At 39.9% G+C, this 16,475-nt stretch carries 14 protein-coding genes and 4 tRNA genes; all 18 read left to right on the plus strand.

From position 1 onward, the window contains the following. The first annotated feature begins 250 nt into the window (after positions 1–250). The 18 genes from rpsF to ACHUFV_RS22285 all read left to right on the plus strand — a co-directional run bounded on the left by rpsF (position 251) and on the right by ACHUFV_RS22285 (position 16,322). Complete coding sequence (gene rpsF, locus ACHUFV_RS22200; protein ID WP_394238142.1) at positions 251–538, plus strand: 30S ribosomal protein S6; 288 nt, start codon at positions 251–253, stop codon at positions 536–538. Positions 539–610: 72 nt separating this feature from the next. After that, positions 611–1,138 (plus strand): single-stranded DNA-binding protein, encoded by a 528-nt coding sequence (gene ssb, locus ACHUFV_RS22205; protein WP_394237966.1) that lies wholly within the window; start codon positions 611–613, stop codon positions 1,136–1,138. 57 nt (positions 1,139–1,195) lie between these two features. Continuing rightward, complete coding sequence (gene rpsR / locus ACHUFV_RS22210) at positions 1,196–1,432, plus strand: 30S ribosomal protein S18 (RefSeq protein ID WP_150442543.1); 237 nt, start codon at positions 1,196–1,198, stop codon at positions 1,430–1,432. A gap of 191 nt (positions 1,433–1,623) precedes the next feature. Continuing rightward, the gene (locus ACHUFV_RS22215) at positions 1,624–2,559 is read left to right on the plus strand and encodes a YybS family protein (protein ID WP_394237968.1); all 936 of its coding nucleotides are present in this window, start codon (positions 1,624–1,626) and stop codon (positions 2,557–2,559) included. 29 nt (positions 2,560–2,588) lie between these two features. Next, positions 2,589–4,562 carry a DHH family phosphoesterase gene (locus ACHUFV_RS22220; protein WP_394237970.1) on the plus strand — a complete coding sequence of 658 codons (1,974 nt, stop codon included), beginning with the start codon at positions 2,589–2,591 and terminating at the stop codon, positions 4,560–4,562. Then, on the plus strand, positions 4,559–5,005 hold the full coding sequence (gene rplI, locus ACHUFV_RS22225; RefSeq protein WP_394237972.1) for a 50S ribosomal protein L9: 447 nt from the start codon (positions 4,559–4,561) through the stop codon (positions 5,003–5,005). The genes ACHUFV_RS22220 and rplI overlap by 4 nt, the downstream gene beginning before the upstream one ends. Positions 5,006–5,406: 401 nt before the next feature. Then, positions 5,407–6,771, plus strand: a complete 1,365-nt coding sequence (gene dnaB, locus ACHUFV_RS22230) for a replicative DNA helicase (protein WP_394237974.1) — start codon at positions 5,407–5,409, stop codon at positions 6,769–6,771. Positions 6,772–7,114: 343 nt separating this feature from the next. Next, complete coding sequence (locus ACHUFV_RS22235; protein ID WP_394237976.1) at positions 7,115–8,407, plus strand: adenylosuccinate synthase; 1,293 nt, start codon at positions 7,115–7,117, stop codon at positions 8,405–8,407. 168 nt (positions 8,408–8,575) lie between these two features. Further along, positions 8,576–8,651, plus strand: a tRNA-Lys gene (locus ACHUFV_RS22240). 7 nt (positions 8,652–8,658) lie between these two features. After that, positions 8,659–8,730 (plus strand) — tRNA-Glu (locus ACHUFV_RS22245). A gap of 83 nt (positions 8,731–8,813) precedes the next feature. Next, positions 8,814–8,890: transfer RNA gene (locus tag ACHUFV_RS22250), tRNA-Asp, on the plus strand. Positions 8,891–9,096: 206 nt separating this feature from the next. After that, a tRNA-Phe gene (locus ACHUFV_RS22255) sits at positions 9,097–9,169 on the plus strand. A gap of 301 nt (positions 9,170–9,470) precedes the next feature. Continuing rightward, positions 9,471–10,181: a response regulator YycF gene (yycF, locus tag ACHUFV_RS22260; RefSeq protein WP_394237978.1), complete on the plus strand. Its 711-nt coding sequence runs from the start codon at positions 9,471–9,473 to the stop codon at positions 10,179–10,181. Between the two features lie 6 nt (positions 10,182–10,187). Further along, the gene (gene walK, locus ACHUFV_RS22265; RefSeq protein ID WP_394237980.1) at positions 10,188–12,026 is read left to right on the plus strand and encodes a cell wall metabolism sensor histidine kinase WalK; all 1,839 of its coding nucleotides are present in this window, start codon (positions 10,188–10,190) and stop codon (positions 12,024–12,026) included. Continuing rightward, the gene (locus ACHUFV_RS22270; RefSeq protein WP_394237982.1) at positions 12,023–13,339 is read left to right on the plus strand and encodes a YycH family regulatory protein; all 1,317 of its coding nucleotides are present in this window, start codon (positions 12,023–12,025) and stop codon (positions 13,337–13,339) included. Before walK ends, ACHUFV_RS22270 begins: the two co-directional genes overlap by 4 nt. Then, on the plus strand, positions 13,326–14,129 hold the full coding sequence (locus tag ACHUFV_RS22275; protein WP_394237984.1) for a two-component system regulatory protein YycI: 804 nt from the start codon (positions 13,326–13,328) through the stop codon (positions 14,127–14,129). Before ACHUFV_RS22270 ends, ACHUFV_RS22275 begins: the two co-directional genes overlap by 14 nt. 6 nt (positions 14,130–14,135) lie before the next feature. Next, a complete protein-coding gene (locus tag ACHUFV_RS22280) occupies positions 14,136–14,930 on the plus strand; it encodes an MBL fold metallo-hydrolase (RefSeq protein ID WP_394237986.1) in 795 nt (264 codons plus the stop codon). 165 nt (positions 14,931–15,095) lie between these two features. Further along, positions 15,096–16,322, plus strand: coding sequence for a S1C family serine protease (locus ACHUFV_RS22285; protein WP_394238144.1), 1,227 nt, complete (start codon positions 15,096–15,098; stop codon positions 16,320–16,322). Positions 16,323–16,475 lie beyond the last annotated feature (153 nt).

Below are 16,475 nucleotides of genomic sequence, written 5' to 3' on the forward strand. Positions count from 1 at the left end.
CTCTCTGATTCATAAGAGTTGAAATCCCAGCTGAATGAAGTTAAGCCTCCGGCGGATGCCTCTGATTTTTTAATGGAAATTTATCGAGCGAGCTCGATAAAAATCCGGGCGCAAATTCGACGAGCGAATTTGATTTTTTGATTCGACATTGCTTTTCATTTATCGATATGCTATAATCTTTTTCTGTGAGTAATTAATAATTGCTCCTTGCCCAATGATGGGCCGCTTAGACCAAAAGGAGGTGAACGTGATGAGAAAGTACGAAGTTATGTACATCATCCGCCCAAATATTGAAGATGAGGCCAAAAAAGCTCTTGTTGAGCGTTTTAACGGTATCCTAACAGATAATGGCGCGGAAATTGCAGAAGCTAAGGATTGGGGTAAACGTCGTCTTGCATATGAGATCAATGATTTCCGTGACGGTTATTATCAACTAATCAATGTTAATGCTGAGCCAGCTGCTGTTGAAGAATTCAGCCGTTTAGCTAAAATCAGCGAAGACATCATTCGTCATATTGTTGTTAAAAACGAAAAGTAAGCTTAACATAAATAATTTTCAAACCATTTGTTTCAGCAGGAAACAAATAGCTGTTGGAAGGAGTTGATTCTGATGTTAAATCGTGTTGTTCTTGTTGGTCGTTTAACGAAGGATCCTGAATTGCGTTACACGCCAAGCGGTGTAGGTGTTGCTACCTTTACATTGGCTGTGAATCGTACATTTTCAAATCAACAAGGTGAACGGGAAGCAGACTTTATTAATTGCGTGGTGTGGCGTAAACAGGCAGAAAACGTGGCAAACTTTTTGAAAAAGGGAAGTCTTGCTGGTGTAGATGGCCGTGTCCAGACACGGAATTATGAAGGACAAGATGGCAAACGTGTTTACGTTACGGAAATTGTTGCTGAAAGTGTACAATTCCTTGAACCAAAAGGTGGTTCTGGCGGCGGCGGTAACAGAGGCGATTTTGGTAATGCAGGCTTCGGCGGCGGTCCGCAGGATTACGGATATGGAAACAACAATCAGAATCAGCAACGCCAACAACCAAACAAATCAAATAACCAGGGCTATACTCGCTTAGATGAGGATCCATTTGCTCAGGATGGTCAAATTGATATTTCTGATGATGATCTTCCATTCTAAGAGTATAACTACCTGAACGTGATAAAATACCTATAAAGGAGTGACTGAACTATGGCAATGGGTGGACGCAGAGGCGGACGTGCAAAACGTCGTAAAGTTTGCTATTTCACAGCAAATGGTATCACTCACATCGACTATAAAGATGTAGATTTACTTAAAAAATTCATCTCTGAACGCGGTAAAATTTTACCTCGTCGTGTGACTGGTACAAGCGCTAAATACCAACGTAAATTAACAACTGCTATCAAACGTTCTCGTACAATGGCATTGTTACCATACGTATCTGGCGAATAATAATTAAAGCGGAGGCAGCCTTGCTGCCGCTCCCTTTTTAAAGGACATCTGAATGGATGTCCTTTTTATTTTGTTCACAAGATGCTACTGGTTGATTTGTTCGTGAGTAGGATGGTTGAACATCAAGAGGATAGTCGATAAAATGGAGTAATAAAAGATGATGAATATAATCCTCAGTAAGGGGTGTAAAATTGAAAAATGTACATAAGCTGACAGAGGGGGCTATTTTATTAGCAGCATATACTATCATGCTGTTAATCACAATCTACGTGCCGATACTTGGTGCTGTTGTTAACCTATTCCTGTCCCTTCCGTTTATTATGTTTGCTGCAAAACATAACCGACAGTCTTCCATTGTCTTTATGGTTGCTGCCACACTGTTATCATTAATCGTTGGTACCTTTTTTGCTATTCCATTAACGCTGGCCTATGGGTTAACAGGAATTGTGATGGGTGATTTTGTCCGGAATCAAAAAGGCAGAGCTGCTGTATTCCTCGCAGGTTCGATTACCTTTCTTCTAAACTTAGTCATCCAATACGCGGTAGCGGTTGCCTTTTTTAAAATGGATTTTATCCAACAAAGCATTGATTTAGTTAGAGAATCTGTCGATCAATCCATGGGCATGCTGGAAATGCTGGGTCAGGAACCAAATACAGTACTACTTGAACAGTTGAATGCAGGGATTGACCTGCTTCAGTCGCTTATTCCAAGTATATTTGTGGTGATTTCCTTAGCAACGGTATTTCTAATCCAATTAGTTAGCTTCCCTATCGTGAAAAGGTTTGGAGTGAAAATTGGAGAATGGAGTTCCTTTAGAGACCTGACACTGCCAAAGAGTCTCCTTTATTATTTTATATTTGCTCTCTTGGCGTCCTTTTTTATTCAAACTGAAAATGGGGGCTACTTCCACTTAGCTTTAACAAATATCCTATTTGTACTACAATTATTAATGGTTGTACAGGGACTTTCTTTTATATGGTATTTCAATCACTCCAGAGGATGGTCAAAGGCTCTGCCCATCATTATAACCGTCATGGTATTCGTTATGCCGTTTCTTCTTTATATTGTTTGGATTTTAGGTATAATTGACTTAGGATTTGATTTAAGGAAAAGGTTATTAAAATAACTAAACACTACTGTTCAGGAGCTGAAATCATGCCTTTAAACTTAAAAAAGCGATCCATTCGTAATCTTTTATATGGATTGATGGGTATAACAGTGGTGCTTCTAGGGATAACAGCTTACTATAATTGGCTGATTAGTGCTGCCGGATTTGTCCTGTCTGCTCCCCTCTTTTTTTTCATCATACTTTTCGATATACGTGAGCAAAAAGAGATAGAAAAGTATATTTCAACCCTTTCGTATCGTGTGAAAAAGGTCGGAGAAGAAGCACTAATGGAAATGCCGATTGGGATTATGCTGATTAATGATGAGTACTACATTGAGTGGACAAATCCATTTATTTCATCCTGTTTTTCTGAGGATACATTAATCGGAAGATCATTATATGATGTAGCCGAATCGATTGTCCCCTTAATTAAGCAGGAAGTAGAGACCGAGATTATTACTCTTCATGACCGAAAATTCCGTGTCATACATAAGCGTGATGAGAAGCTCCTCTACTTTTTAGATGTTACAGAGCAGGCTGAAATAGAAAAGCTTTACGAGGATGAACGAACCGTAATCGCTGTTGTATTCCTTGATAACTATGATGATGTGACACAGGGAATGGACGATCCTACCAGGAGTAGTCTCAATAATTTAGTTACCTCTATTTTAAATCATTGGGCCCAGGAAAACGGACTGTTTATTAAAAGAGTGTCATCCGACCGTTATATAGCCGTATTCAATGAATCCATTCTACAGGATCTTGAAAAAGGAAAGTTCACAATATTGGATGATGTCCGGGACGCCACAACGAAGCAAAATGTCGGTCTAACATTGAGCATTGGGGTGGGAACGGGAGTCTCCTCCCTGCCTGAGCTTGGGGCTCTTGCACAATCTAGTCTTGACCTTGCACTTGGAAGAGGCGGAGATCAGGTAGCCATTAAACAATCGAATGGGAAGGTTAAATTTTTCGGCGGTAAATCAAATCCGGTTGAAAAAAGGACTAGAGTTCGAGCTCGCGTTATTTCCCATGCATTGAGAGAATTGGTTGTTGAAAGTGAAAAGGTCATTATTATGGGTCATAAATACCCTGATATGGATGCTATCGGTGCTGCCATTGGTATTTTAAAGGTGGCTCAGATGAATCAGCGTGAGGGCTATGTTGTCGTTAACTTTAATGAGATTGATACTGGTGTTAGAAGGCTGATGGAGGAAATTCAAAAGCATGAAGTATTATTTTCCCGCTTTATCACTTCAGAGCAGGCATTGGAAATTGCTACAGAAGATACATTGCTTGTCATTGTCGATACACATAAGCCATCAATGGTCATTGAAGAAAAGCTGTTAGCTAAAATTGATCATACGGTGGTCATTGACCACCACCGCCGTGGTGAAGAGTTTATCAGTCATCCACTTCTTGTATATATGGAACCGTATGCATCCTCGACATCTGAATTAGTGACGGAATTACTTGAATATCAGCCGAAGAACAGTAAAATTGAAATGCTGGAGGCTACTGCTTTATTGGCAGGAATTATTGTCGATACGAAAAGCTTTACATTAAGAACCGGATCAAGAACCTTTGATGCTGCATCCTATTTGCGGGCACATGGGGCGGACACTGTGTTAGTTCAGCGATTCTTAAAGGAAGATATCGATACGTATGTAAGAAGAGCGAAGCTGATTGAGGCTGTTACTTATTATCATGATGGGATTGCCATTGCCACAGGCAATGAAGATGAACTATATAATCAGGTGTTACTTGCTCAAACCGCAGATACTTTGTTATCAATGGATGGAGTGAAAGCATCCTTTGTACTTTCCAGACGGTCAGAAAGTATGATTGGCATTAGTGCCCGTTCTTTAGGGGAAATCAATGTCCAAATCATTATGGAAGCTCTGGATGGAGGAGGACACTTAACGAATGCCGCAACCCAGCTAACTGGTGTCACAGTTGAAGAGGCAGAACAGCGTCTTAAGATGGCAATTGATGAATATTTCGAAGGGAGAACGAAAGAATGAAAGTAATTTTTCTAAAAGACGTAAAAGGTAAAGGTAAAAAAGGTGAAGTAAAAAATGTTGCTGACGGATACGCACAAAACTTTCTATTAAAACAGGGTTTAGCAGTTGAAGCAAACCCAACAAATGTCAGTAGCTTAAATGCACAAAAGAAAAAGGAAGAAAAGCTAGCAGCAGAAGAGCTTGAAGAAGCAAAAAAGTTAAAAACGAAGGTTGATGAAATTACCGTGGAGCTGTCTGCAAAATCTGGAGAAGGCGGCCGTTTATTCGGGTCAATTACAAGCAAGCAGATTGCAGAAGAATTACAAAAGAAGCATGGTATTAAAATTGATAAACGTAAAATTGAATTAGAGGATGCTATTCGTTCACTAGGATATACGAAAGTACCTGTCAAGCTTCATACGGAAGTAACGGCTACTTTAAATGTTCACGTGAAGGAAGCATAATCACAGACAAACGGATCTTTTGGTATTATACTTATTTTGGAAGTTCCATTCTCCAAAAAACATGTTACAATATAAAAGTATTAGGAATGTGATCAGCCTTCTGGTCACATTTCTTTAACGAATGAAGGTTACTAAAAGTCCTTTACAGGCTCCCTTTAGCCACGATGGAAGTAGATCACGATTGGAACTATCACTTGTGATGTGCATGAATGGTTGAATTGAAGGGTGCTTTTTTATATGCTGATAAATAATTATTAAAATTGATAGTTTACAATAATAGATGATTGATATAGATTGAGCCTTTTATTGATATATAACTAGATAAGTGCTCATGCAATTGCGTCTTATGCTATGCCTGAGGCTAGCGAGGCGCTTGCGCATTCCAGATAGGGGGTTAATGAATGAGTGAATTAATGGCGGATCGTCTTCCACCTCAAAATATGGAGGCTGAGCAGGCAGTATTAGGGGCTATTTTTCTTGAGCCGTCATCACTTACGTTGGCATCCGAGATTTTGATTCCTGAGGATTTTTACCGCGGCGCCCATCAGCGTATTTTCGATGCTATGCTGTCTTTGAATGACAAAGGGGAAGCAGTCGATTTAATTACAGTTTCGGGAGAGCTTGCTGCAAAGAAACTATTAGAGGACGTTGGCGGATTTAGTTATTTAAGTGAACTAGCCGGTTCTGTACCGACGGCAGCGAATATTGAATACTATGCGAAAATTGTTGAAGAAAAGTCCATCTTGCGCAGATTGATTCGAACAGCAACAAATATTGCACAGGAAGGCTATACGCGTGAGGATGAAGTTGATGCATTGTTAAGTGAAGCGGAGAAAGATATTTTAGCCGTTTCACAAAGAAAAAATTCAGGTGCATTTCACGATATTAAGGATGTCCTAGTTCGTACCTACGACAATATTGAACAGATGCATAATAGTGCCGGCGAAATTACCGGTATCGCTACTGGGTTCACAGAGCTTGATAAAATGACAGCAGGCTTTCAGCGAAATGACTTAATTATTGTAGGAGCTCGTCCTTCTGTTGGTAAGACAGCCTTCGCGTTAAATATTTCTCAGAGTGTTGCAACAAAAACAGGTGAAAATGTTGCGATCTTCAGTTTGGAGATGGGGGCGGAACAGCTTGTTATGCGTTTGCTTTGTGCTGAGGGGAATATAGACGCCCAGAGATTAAGAACGGGAGCATTGACTGATGAAGACTGGGGTAAGCTAACGATGGCGATGGGAAGCCTATCAAATGCAGGGATTTTCATCGATGATACACCTGGGGTTAGAGTGCAGGACATCCGAGCGAAATGCCGCCGTTTAAAACAGGAGCATGGACTTGGAATGATTCTGATTGACTACCTGCAGTTAATTTTAGGAAGTGGACGTTCCGGCGAAAACCGTCAGCAAGAGGTATCAGAAATTTCCCGTTCCTTAAAAGGACTTGCACGTGAGCTGCAAGTGCCTGTTATCGCGCTTTCACAGCTTTCCCGTGGTGTGGAGCAGCGCCAGGACAAGCGTCCAATGATGTCAGATATCCGTGAATCAGGAAGTATTGAGCAGGATGCTGATATTGTTGCCTTTTTATATCGTGATGATTATTATGATAAAGAATCAGAGAATAAGAATATCATTGAAATCATTATTGCAAAGCAGCGTAACGGCCCAACTGGAACAGTCTCTCTTGCCTTTGTCAAAGAGTATAACAAATTCGTTAATCTTGAACGGCGGTTTGATGACTCAGCTGTTCCACCTGGTGCATAGCAATAAATTGTTATACAAAAGGCCTGCAGGGTTCCAATACCAGCAGGTCTTCTTTCTGTTTTTTCTATTAATCTAGTAGGATAAAAACGGGGATAGTTATATTTATACGAACATATTATTATATTTAATTTAAAATGTTCGGGTTTTATTGATTTTAGGAGCAATCATTGGTAAACTATAAGTTGTTTGATGATTATAACTTTATTTGTCTTGTGCCCTCGGGGAGGTTAACAGTTTTTAGCGTAACCTGTGCGTCGAGGCAAGACCCCAAATCTAGTTGAAAACGTATACTTATTTTATTTTTAAAAAATAATGACAGTAACCTTTGGAGGTGCTTTTTTACATGACATCAGTAGTAGTTGTTGGTACACAATGGGGAGACGAAGGAAAAGGGAAAATTACTGACTTTTTATCTGAAAACGCAGAGGTAATTGCCCGTTATCAAGGTGGAAATAATGCTGGGCATACCATCAAATTCAATGGTGAGACGTACAAGCTTCATTTAATCCCATCAGGAATTTTCTACAAAGAAAAAATCAGTGTAATTGGGAATGGAATGGTAGTTGATCCAAAAGCGCTAGTTCAGGAATTAGCTTACCTACATGATAAAGGTGTTTCAACTGATAATCTTCGTATCAGTAACCGTGCACATGTTATTTTACCTTACCATATCCGTTTGGATGAGGTTGAGGAAGAGCGTAAAGGTGCAAATAAGATCGGTACAACGAAAAAAGGAATTGGACCTGCATATATGGATAAAGCAGCTAGAACAGGAATCCGTATTGCAGACCTTTTAGATCGTGAAGTATTTGAGGAAAAGCTTGCACATAATTTAAAAGAGAAAAACCGTATGTTAGAAAAGTTCTATGAAACAGAAGGTTTTAAAATTGAAGACATCTTAGATGAATACTATGAATATGGCCAGCAGGTTAAACAATATGTATGTGACACATCTGTTGTGTTAAATGATGCATTGGATGACGGTCGCCGCGTATTATTTGAAGGTGCTCAAGGTGTTATGTTGGACATTGACCAAGGTACATATCCATTTGTTACTTCGTCTAACCCGGTTGCAGGTGGTGTAACAATCGGTTCTGGTGTTGGACCTTCAAAAATTACACATGTAGTTGGAGTATGTAAGGCCTATACAAGCCGTGTAGGTGATGGTCCATTCCCTACTGAATTAAATAACGAGATCGGTAATCAAATTCGTGAGGTTGGCCGTGAGTATGGAACAACAACAGGTCGTCCGCGCCGTGTTGGCTGGTTTGACAGCGTTGTTGTGCGTCATGCCCGTCGTGTGAGTGGTCTTACAGACTTATCTCTTAACTCCATTGATGTATTATCTGGAATTGAGACATTGAAAATTTGTGTGGCTTACCGCTACAAAGGGGAAGTTATTGAAGAGTTCCCTGCTAGCTTAAAGGTACTTGAAGCATGTGAACCTGTATATGAAGAGCTTCCTGGATGGACTGAGGATATTACAGGCTGCCGTTCACTTGATGAGCTTCCTGAAAATGCACGTCATTATGTAGAGCGTGTATCTCAATTAACAGGTATTCCGTTAACTACATTCTCAGTTGGACCAGATCGTACACAAACAAATGTTATCCGCAGCCCTTGGCGTCAGGCTTAATTTAGAAAAGCAGAGGCCCAGAGCTAGACAGTATACCTAGAGAGGCTTTAATAAGCCTCTCTTCTCTTTTTTTGAAATAAAGGAAAAAAATAAAAAAAGTTGTTGCACTTTCCTATTTTTCTATGATATTATAAGAAACGTCGTCAAGAGAGACACTAATTATAGTAAGAGCCATTAGCTCAGTCGGTAGAGCATCTGACTTTTAATCAGAGGGTCGAAGGTTCGAGTCCTTCATGGCTCACCATTTTTATGGCCCGTTGGTCAAGCGGTTAAGACACCGCCCTTTCACGGCGGTAACACGGGTTCGAATCCCGTACGGGTCATCTAGGAAGCGGAAGCGCCTTGTCCACCAGACGCTAGGCGCTGGAGCTAGACTGCTATCCAATGTAAAAAGTAAATAAAATTTGGTCCGGTAGTTCAGCTGGTTAGAATGCCTGCCTGTCACGCAGGAGGTCGCGGGTTCGAGTCCCGTCCGGACCGCCATCTTTATTCCAGCAGGGCACCTGCTGTTTATATAGAACTTTTTATTTAAATAAACAATATGGCTCAGTAGCTCAGTCGGTAGAGCACGTTGAATAAGCTTCCTTGTAAAGGCTTCAGCGTACCCATCGAATCGCTTCTTGAGTAATCTCCCTGAGATGGGGACGATGGACGACTACCATCCAATGTGAGGATTTAAAATTTAATATGGCTCAGTAGCTCAGTCGGTAGAGCAATGGACTGAAAATCCATGTGTCGGCGGTTCGATTCCGTCCTGAGCCATCTAATGTAACAAAAAGGAGTATGATACTATCATACTCCTTTTTGTTACATAAATTTAATCTATTGGACAAAACTGAAGGCTACCTCCCATATTCTCCATGTGGAAGCAAAAGAACCGTCCGCCTGCTTAGTCACAATTCTGTAATAAAGGGGTGGGTCTCTATTGAAATAGATGAATGTCAAGAGATAAAATGATAAAGTAAACAAGGAAACATGCGTGTAATGTTATGTATTATTTATTACTTTTATTGAGATGACGAAAGGATAGATATTTAAAAATTGAAGGGAACGATGGAAAAATATGAATAAGAAGATTCTTGTTGTAGATGATGAGAAACCAATTGCAGATATATTACAGTTCAATTTAGTGAAGGAGGGGTATGAAGTTAAGTGCGCATATGACGGCAATGAGGCATTGGAGATGGTGGATGCATTCGTACCTGACCTTGTTTTACTCGATATTATGCTTCCGCAGTTGGATGGGATGGAAGTATGCCGTGAAATTCGTAAAAAGTATGAAATGCCGATTATTATGCTGACGGCAAAGGACTCTGAAATTGATAAAGTACTGGGACTTGAGCTTGGTGCTGATGATTATATTACAAAGCCATTTAGCACAAGAGAATTAATAGCAAGGGTAAAAGCAAATCTAAGACGACATCAGCAGGTTGCTGCAGTTACAGAGGAAGATGAGAAAAATGAAATCTCAATTGGGTCATTGACGATTCATCCTGATGCCTATATTGTTTCAAAACGCGGTGAAACGATTGAATTAACCCATCGTGAGTTCGAGCTGCTACATTACCTAGCTCAGCATATTGGACAAGTCATGACAAGAGAGCATTTACTGCAAACGGTTTGGGGTTACGATTATTTTGGTGATGTTCGTACTGTGGATGTAACCGTCAGACGTCTAAGAGAGAAAATAGAAGATAACCCGAGCCACCCACTTTGGATTGTAACTAGAAGAGGAGTCGGCTATTATCTTCGTAATCCTGAGCAGGAGTCATAATTTTCCATGAGAAAAGTAGGTTTTTTTCAATCTGTTCAGCATAAAACAGTTCTCATTTATATGCTGCTAATTATAATTGCTATGCAAGTGATTGGTGTTTACTTTGTCAGACAGTTAGAAACAACCTTAAAGGACAACTTTAAAACATCCATAAACGACAAAGTGAACCTGCTTAACTATTATGTTGAGGAACTGTTATCAAAGGATACGCTGCCTGAAGAAAATGAAATATCTTTAGAAGATAATATGAGAAATATGTTAGGTGATTATCGCACAACAGATATTATTGAGGTCAGGGTCATCGACGGCAAAACACAGAAAATCCTCGGTACCTCCGATCCGGATACCCAGGAAATTGTTGGGCAAAAGGCAACAGATACAAGAATTCGAAGGGTTATTGCGACTGCCCAGTCAGACGACCGTGAGATGATTGACCCTCATACTGGAAAGAGAATCTGGGTGTTAACCAGTCCTGTTATCTCAAATGGAGATGTAATAGGGGTCATTTACTTTGTATCAAAAATTGAAACTGTTTTTCTTCAAATGAAGCAAATCAATCAAATCTTTATTACGGGAACGATAATCGCGTTAGCTATTACAGCAGTCTTAGGCTTTTTACTTGCAAGGGCAATTACAAAGCCGATATCGGATATGAGAAGGCAGGCAATTGCTTTATCAAAAGGTAACTATTCCCGGAAGGTAAAAGTATATGGCAATGATGAAATTGGCCAGCTTGCCTTTGCCTTTAATAATTTAACTAAAAAGCTTCAGGAGGCACAAAGCTCGACTGAAAGCGAACGGCGAAAGCTGTCATCTGTTCTTTCATTTATGACAGATGGCGTCATTGCAACAGATAGACGGGGACGCGTTATTTTAATCAATGATCAAGCGGCATTGATGTTGAATGTTTCACGTGAAACTGTACTTTCAACACCCATTGTATCTCTTCTCGATCTTGAAAATGAATATACCTTCGATGAGCTAGTTTCGGAAAAGGACTCTGTTATTCTAGACTATGGTACCGATGGAAATCCATATATTTTGCGTGCAAACTTTTCTGTTATCCAAAAGGAAACGGGCTTTGTAAATGGTTTGATTACCGTTTTACATGATATTACGGAGCAGGAAAAAATTGAAATGGAACGCCGTGAGTTTGTTGCAAACGTATCACATGAGCTGAGGACGCCTTTAACAACGATGAGAAGTTATCTGGAGGCGTTAACCGATGGGGCATGGCAGGATAAAGACATTGCACCAAACTTCTTAAATGTAGCCCAAAATGAAACAGAACGAATGATTCGTTTAGTGAATGATCTGTTACAGCTTTCAAAAATGGATAGTAAGGATTACAAGCTGTCAAAGGAATGGGTTGATATTGTGGTGTTTTTTAACCGGATTATTGATCGTTTTGAATTGACAAAGGAGCAAACGGTACTTTTTGAAAGAAAGCTCCCAGATAAAGCGATTCTATTAGAAATAGACCCTGACAAACTGACGCAGGTCATTGATAATATTATTTCTAATGCGTTAAAGTACTCTCCTGAAGGAGGAAAAGTAACCTTTAGAATTAAGGAGCAGGAAGATCAGATTGTTGTCAGCATTACAGACCAGGGCGTCGGTATACCTAAAGGAAACGTAAATAAAATCTTTGGCCGCTTCTACCGTGTTGATAAAGCCAGGTCCAGGAAGCTGGGGGGTACAGGACTTGGATTGGCAATTGCTAAGGAGATGGTTGAAGCACATGACGGTGATATTTGGGCTAGAAGTATCGAAGGTAAGGGAACAACGATATTCTTTAGCTTGCCCTATGAAAAGTACGAGGACGAGGAGGATGATTGGAGTTGACATATGAAAGTATTAAATCCATCATCTTAACCATTCTTGTTGGTGCTAGCTTGCTTTTAACCTGGAGTCTATGGACATATCAGCCAAACTATGAAGAGCTGGAAAATGGTGAAACAGTTCAAGAGGTTAGTTTCAGCCCGAAAAAAGCCTTGAAGGATATCGTGAAGCCAGACCAAATTCTCTACCATAGTGAAGATGGTTTCCATGGGACCTTCCGGGAAGAAGAAATTGAGAAGGTAATTAATGCAATAAGCCAGTGGCATATGACTGGGTTTGAGAATTTAGCACTGGAAGGCTCGAATGTTTATTCACTAATAGATAATCAAGAGGCTGTTGAGATTCTTTACCCTAGTGAAATTGCCATCAATCTATATAAAAATGTCCTAGGTATAAAGGAAAAGGATATACCGAATTTCCACTTTAACCAAATCGTCATTCCATTAAATATCGAGCAGAGAGAGCATGGCGTGATATATTTTGTTTCAAATGAAGAGAAAAGGGTCTATAGAAGCATGATTCCCTTTTCGCTCATCTCGGAGTTTAAGGGACATTACTTTGAGGCAGCAAAGGCATATAGCAAGTATTTCCCGTATACTACTACCTCTGGACGAAGAATTTACCTGCCTGAGGGTGAAACGGAAATGCTGAGCTATCAGCATCTTTCTTCTGAATTGGACTCTGATAAATTTAAAGACGCCTTATTCAACGATCCAAGTCTTGTCCAAAAGAATTATACGGCTACAGGTGTGGAGTATACAGATGCTTCAAGCTTAATGCGAGTGAACACAGATATCAATACAATTTCCTATATTGACCCTTCAGAGTTGGCCAACCAGGAACTAGATACAAATAATCTATTAAAAAGAAGTATTGATTTTGTCAATGGACATGGTGGGTGGACAGATAATTATCGATTTGTTGGAATGGATAAAGAGCAGCATATGGTCCATTTTCGTTTATATGGACAGGATGGTTATCCTATTTTTAGCGAAAATACTGCTATAGCAAAAATACGGCTTATTTGGGGAAATACGGATATTAACCGTTATATACGCAGCAACTTTTCTCTTGGCTTGCTGACCTCTACATCCCCCCGGAAATTGGACTCGGGTGCAGTCGTACTTGAAAAAATCCAAAAGATAAATCAATTTAATCCGAATTTGCTTGAAAACATTAAAATTGGTTATGACATGAAAATGAATGACCAGTCACTGCTGATTCAATTAGAGCCGAGCTGGTACTACCTATATAATGGGGTTTGGAAGCAGCTGAAAACTAGTGAATATGGAGGGGAAGTTCATGGATTGGAGTAAAATTAAAACCATTTTCATTATTTCCTTCCTTATTCTTGATATTTATCTAATGTATGAGTTCTTTAAAATTTGGGATGCCAGTCAATATGAAGTGGTGAAAACGGAAAGTGAGGCTTCGATTGAAAAACGTTTGATGGCAGACGAAATTGACTATGTTACGCTGCCTAAAGGCTATGTTGAAGATCATTATTTAAAAGCAAAACCGAAAGTTTTTAAAGATGAGGATCTAAAGAAAAGCGTATTAGCAGATCAAACTGTTTCAATTGACAGCGGTACGACCCTGGAATCGACACTTGATAAGCCACTGAAGATTTCAGATAAATTTGGTCCGTCAGAATTAAATAGTTTTATTAAAAGTCAAATCCTATATGGTGAAGACTATCGTTTTTGGGAAAAAAGCAGGGATGGAACAATGATTATATATTCTCAGAATTATGAAGGAAAAACACTGTTTGAGAATGTTAATGGGAAGCTTATTTTCCAAATTGAAGATAATGAAATTGTATCCTATAGGCAGACATATCTAGAGGAGATTGACAAGCTTTCTAAATCAGAGAAAATAATTCAACCGATAAAGGCAATTGAGACACTTTATACAAATGGGTTATTAAAGCCTCATAGTTCGATTACAGAACCAGAATTAGGCTACTATACGCTAGTCCCTCTTTCTGACAAAGCCCAAGTATTGAATCCAGCCTGGTGCTTTGTCGTAAACGGGAAAGAAAGGTTATTTGTTAGTGCCTTTGAAGGAGAAATAGTTGAATTAAACGAGAATAATGTAGTGGAGTGAGAAATAATGGCTTTACAATTTAGTGTTCTAGCGAGCGGCAGTACGGGGAATGCAACCTTTATTGAATCAGAAAATCATTCCTTCTTAGTAGATGCCGGTTTTAGCGGCAAACAAATGGAAGCGTTGTTCGAACAAATTGGTCGTGATATTAAAAAGCTTTCAGGGATCTTTGTGACACATGAACATAGTGATCATATTAAAGGTGTTGGCATACTCGCTCGAAAATATAAGCTTCCAGTCTATGCAAACGAGAAAACCTGGAAGGCTATGGACCACTTAATTGGGGAAGTTCCAACAGAGCAGAAATTTACTTTTGACATGGAAACCGTAAAAAGCTTTGGTTCAGTAGATATTGAATCCTTTGGTGTATCACATGATGCGGCAGAGCCTATGTTTTACGTTTTTCATCATGAAGGTAAGAAGCTGGTGATCATTACGGATACTGGTTATGTGAGTGACCGCATGAAAGGAACTATTTCAAATGCTGAGACGTATGTATTTGAAAGCAACCATGATGTAAGTATGCTGAGGATGGGACGCTATCCCTGGAATATAAAGCGAAGAATTTTAAGTGATGTTGGCCATGTCTCCAATGAAGATGCCGCACTTGCAATGAGTGATGTCATAGGTGATCATACAAAAGGGATTTATCTTGCCCATTTGAGTTTGGATAATAATATGAAGGATTTAGCCAGAATGGCCGTCACCCAGACACTTGAAACAAAGGGGATTATTGTCGGAGAACAGGTTACACTGTATGATACAGACCCTAAGACCCCTACGCCTATCACAACGATTTGATGTAAGTAAAACGGATGGAATTTAGCATGTATGCTCGCTAAATTCCTAGGTTAGATTCATGCGGCGAGTTTGTTTTTAGTTATTTAAAAATAGAATGAGTATAATAATGGTTAGATAGGTAAAATAAAACGTAGAGAAAATATCGGGAGAAAGGATGTGGACTCGGTGGGTTATTATGACCAAGATGACGAAAGTCGTGTGAAGCAGCCAAAGGGAAGAAAGGGCGGCTTTTTTCTTACCAGCTTGGCAGGTGCTATTGTTGGAGCATTGCTTGTTCTATTGGCCGTACCAACTCTTTCTGATTATGGACTTCTTCCCTACTCTGTGCAGAAGGCTAACCAAGTGGAAGTGAAAAATAACGATAATAAAAGCAATATGATTACCCAAAATGTTTCATTGGAAGTGGAGACAGGTGTAACGAAGGCTGTTGAAAAAGCGGGTGACGCAGTTGTCGGTATTACAAATATTCAATCGGCAAGCTTCTGGTCGCAGCAAGGAGATGCAAGTCAAGAGGCTGGAACAGGATCGGGTGTTATTTACAAAAAGGAAGGCGACAGTGCCTTTATTGTCACCAATAACCATGTCGTTGAAGGAGCGGATCAGCTGGAAGTGACACTGTCTGATGGGACAAAGCTATCTGCCGAGCTGAAAGGCAGCGATCCATGGACCGACCTTGCTGTTATTGAGGTTCCAGGAAAGGATATCAAAACAATTGCTGAGTTTGGCGACTCGGATACCCTTAGGTCAGGAGAGCCAGTCATTGCAATTGGGAACCCGCTCGGATTGGGATTTTCCGGATCTGTCACAAGCGGAATTATCTCCGGTCTTGAACGGACCATTCCTGTTGATTTGAATTCGGATGGTGTGGAGGATTGGCAGGTAGAGGTTCTCCAAACTGATGCAGCCATCAATCCTGGAAACAGCGGAGGTGCATTAGTGAATATTGCCGGCCAGGTAATCGGCATTAACTCGATGAAGATTGCCCAGGAGGCGGTTGAAGGAATTGGTCTGTCCATACCAATCAATTCAGCGATACCAATTATTGAAGACTTAGAACAGCATGGTGAAGTAAAAAGACCTGCAATGGGTGTTCAGCTTCGAAATCTAACGGAAATCTCCTCCTATCATCAGCAGGAAACATTAATCATGCCGAATGATGTGAAGGAAGGCGTCATGATTGAAAGAGTTGTGCCAAATTCGCCGGCAGATAAAGCAGGACTTCAGGAACTCGATGTTATTGTTGAAATGGATGGAGAGAAAATCACCGATGTAATTTCTTTACGAAAACATCTTTACAATGAAAAACAAATTGGTGATCAAATGACTGTAACCTATTACCGTGAAGGTAAAAAGCAAGAAACAACCATCACATTGGCTGGTGAAACCTATTAATGCATGATACGAAGACAGGAGGACCATTATGGTTTTCCTGTTTTTTTATTATCTATGGTATTATGGTTTGTGGATAATGCTTAATTAATTTTATCCACATGTTGAAAAGTTAAAAGAAGATGGAATGTTATCAACAGGTTTTTATTTTAAGCA

This window comes from Niallia oryzisoli (assembly GCF_043641075.1).
Lineage (GTDB): Bacteria > Bacillota > Bacilli > Bacillales > Cytobacillaceae > Bacillus_BD > Bacillus_BD oryzisoli_A.

Coding starts and splice junctions, on each gene's coding strand:
- rpsR (WP_150442543.1), top strand. CDS start 1,196: ATGGGTGGACGCAGAGGCGGACGTGCAAAACGTCGTAAAGTTTGCTAT.
- ACHUFV_RS22235 (WP_394237976.1), top strand. CDS start 7,115: ATGACATCAGTAGTAGTTGTTGGTACACAATGGGGAGACGAAGGAAAA.
- rpsF (WP_394238142.1), top strand. CDS start 251: ATGAGAAAGTACGAAGTTATGTACATCATCCGCCCAAATATTGAAGAT.
- rplI (WP_394237972.1), top strand. CDS start 4,559: ATGAAAGTAATTTTTCTAAAAGACGTAAAAGGTAAAGGTAAAAAAGGT.
- ssb (WP_394237966.1), top strand. CDS start 611: ATGTTAAATCGTGTTGTTCTTGTTGGTCGTTTAACGAAGGATCCTGAA.
- ACHUFV_RS22220 (WP_394237970.1), top strand. CDS start 2,589: ATGCCTTTAAACTTAAAAAAGCGATCCATTCGTAATCTTTTATATGGA.
- ACHUFV_RS22275 (WP_394237984.1), top strand. CDS start 13,326: ATGGATTGGAGTAAAATTAAAACCATTTTCATTATTTCCTTCCTTATT.
- dnaB (WP_394237974.1), top strand. CDS start 5,407: ATGAGTGAATTAATGGCGGATCGTCTTCCACCTCAAAATATGGAGGCT.
- walK (WP_394237980.1), top strand. CDS start 10,188: ATGAGAAAAGTAGGTTTTTTTCAATCTGTTCAGCATAAAACAGTTCTC.
- yycF (WP_394237978.1), top strand. CDS start 9,471: ATGAATAAGAAGATTCTTGTTGTAGATGATGAGAAACCAATTGCAGAT.
- ACHUFV_RS22280 (WP_394237986.1), top strand. CDS start 14,136: ATGGCTTTACAATTTAGTGTTCTAGCGAGCGGCAGTACGGGGAATGCA.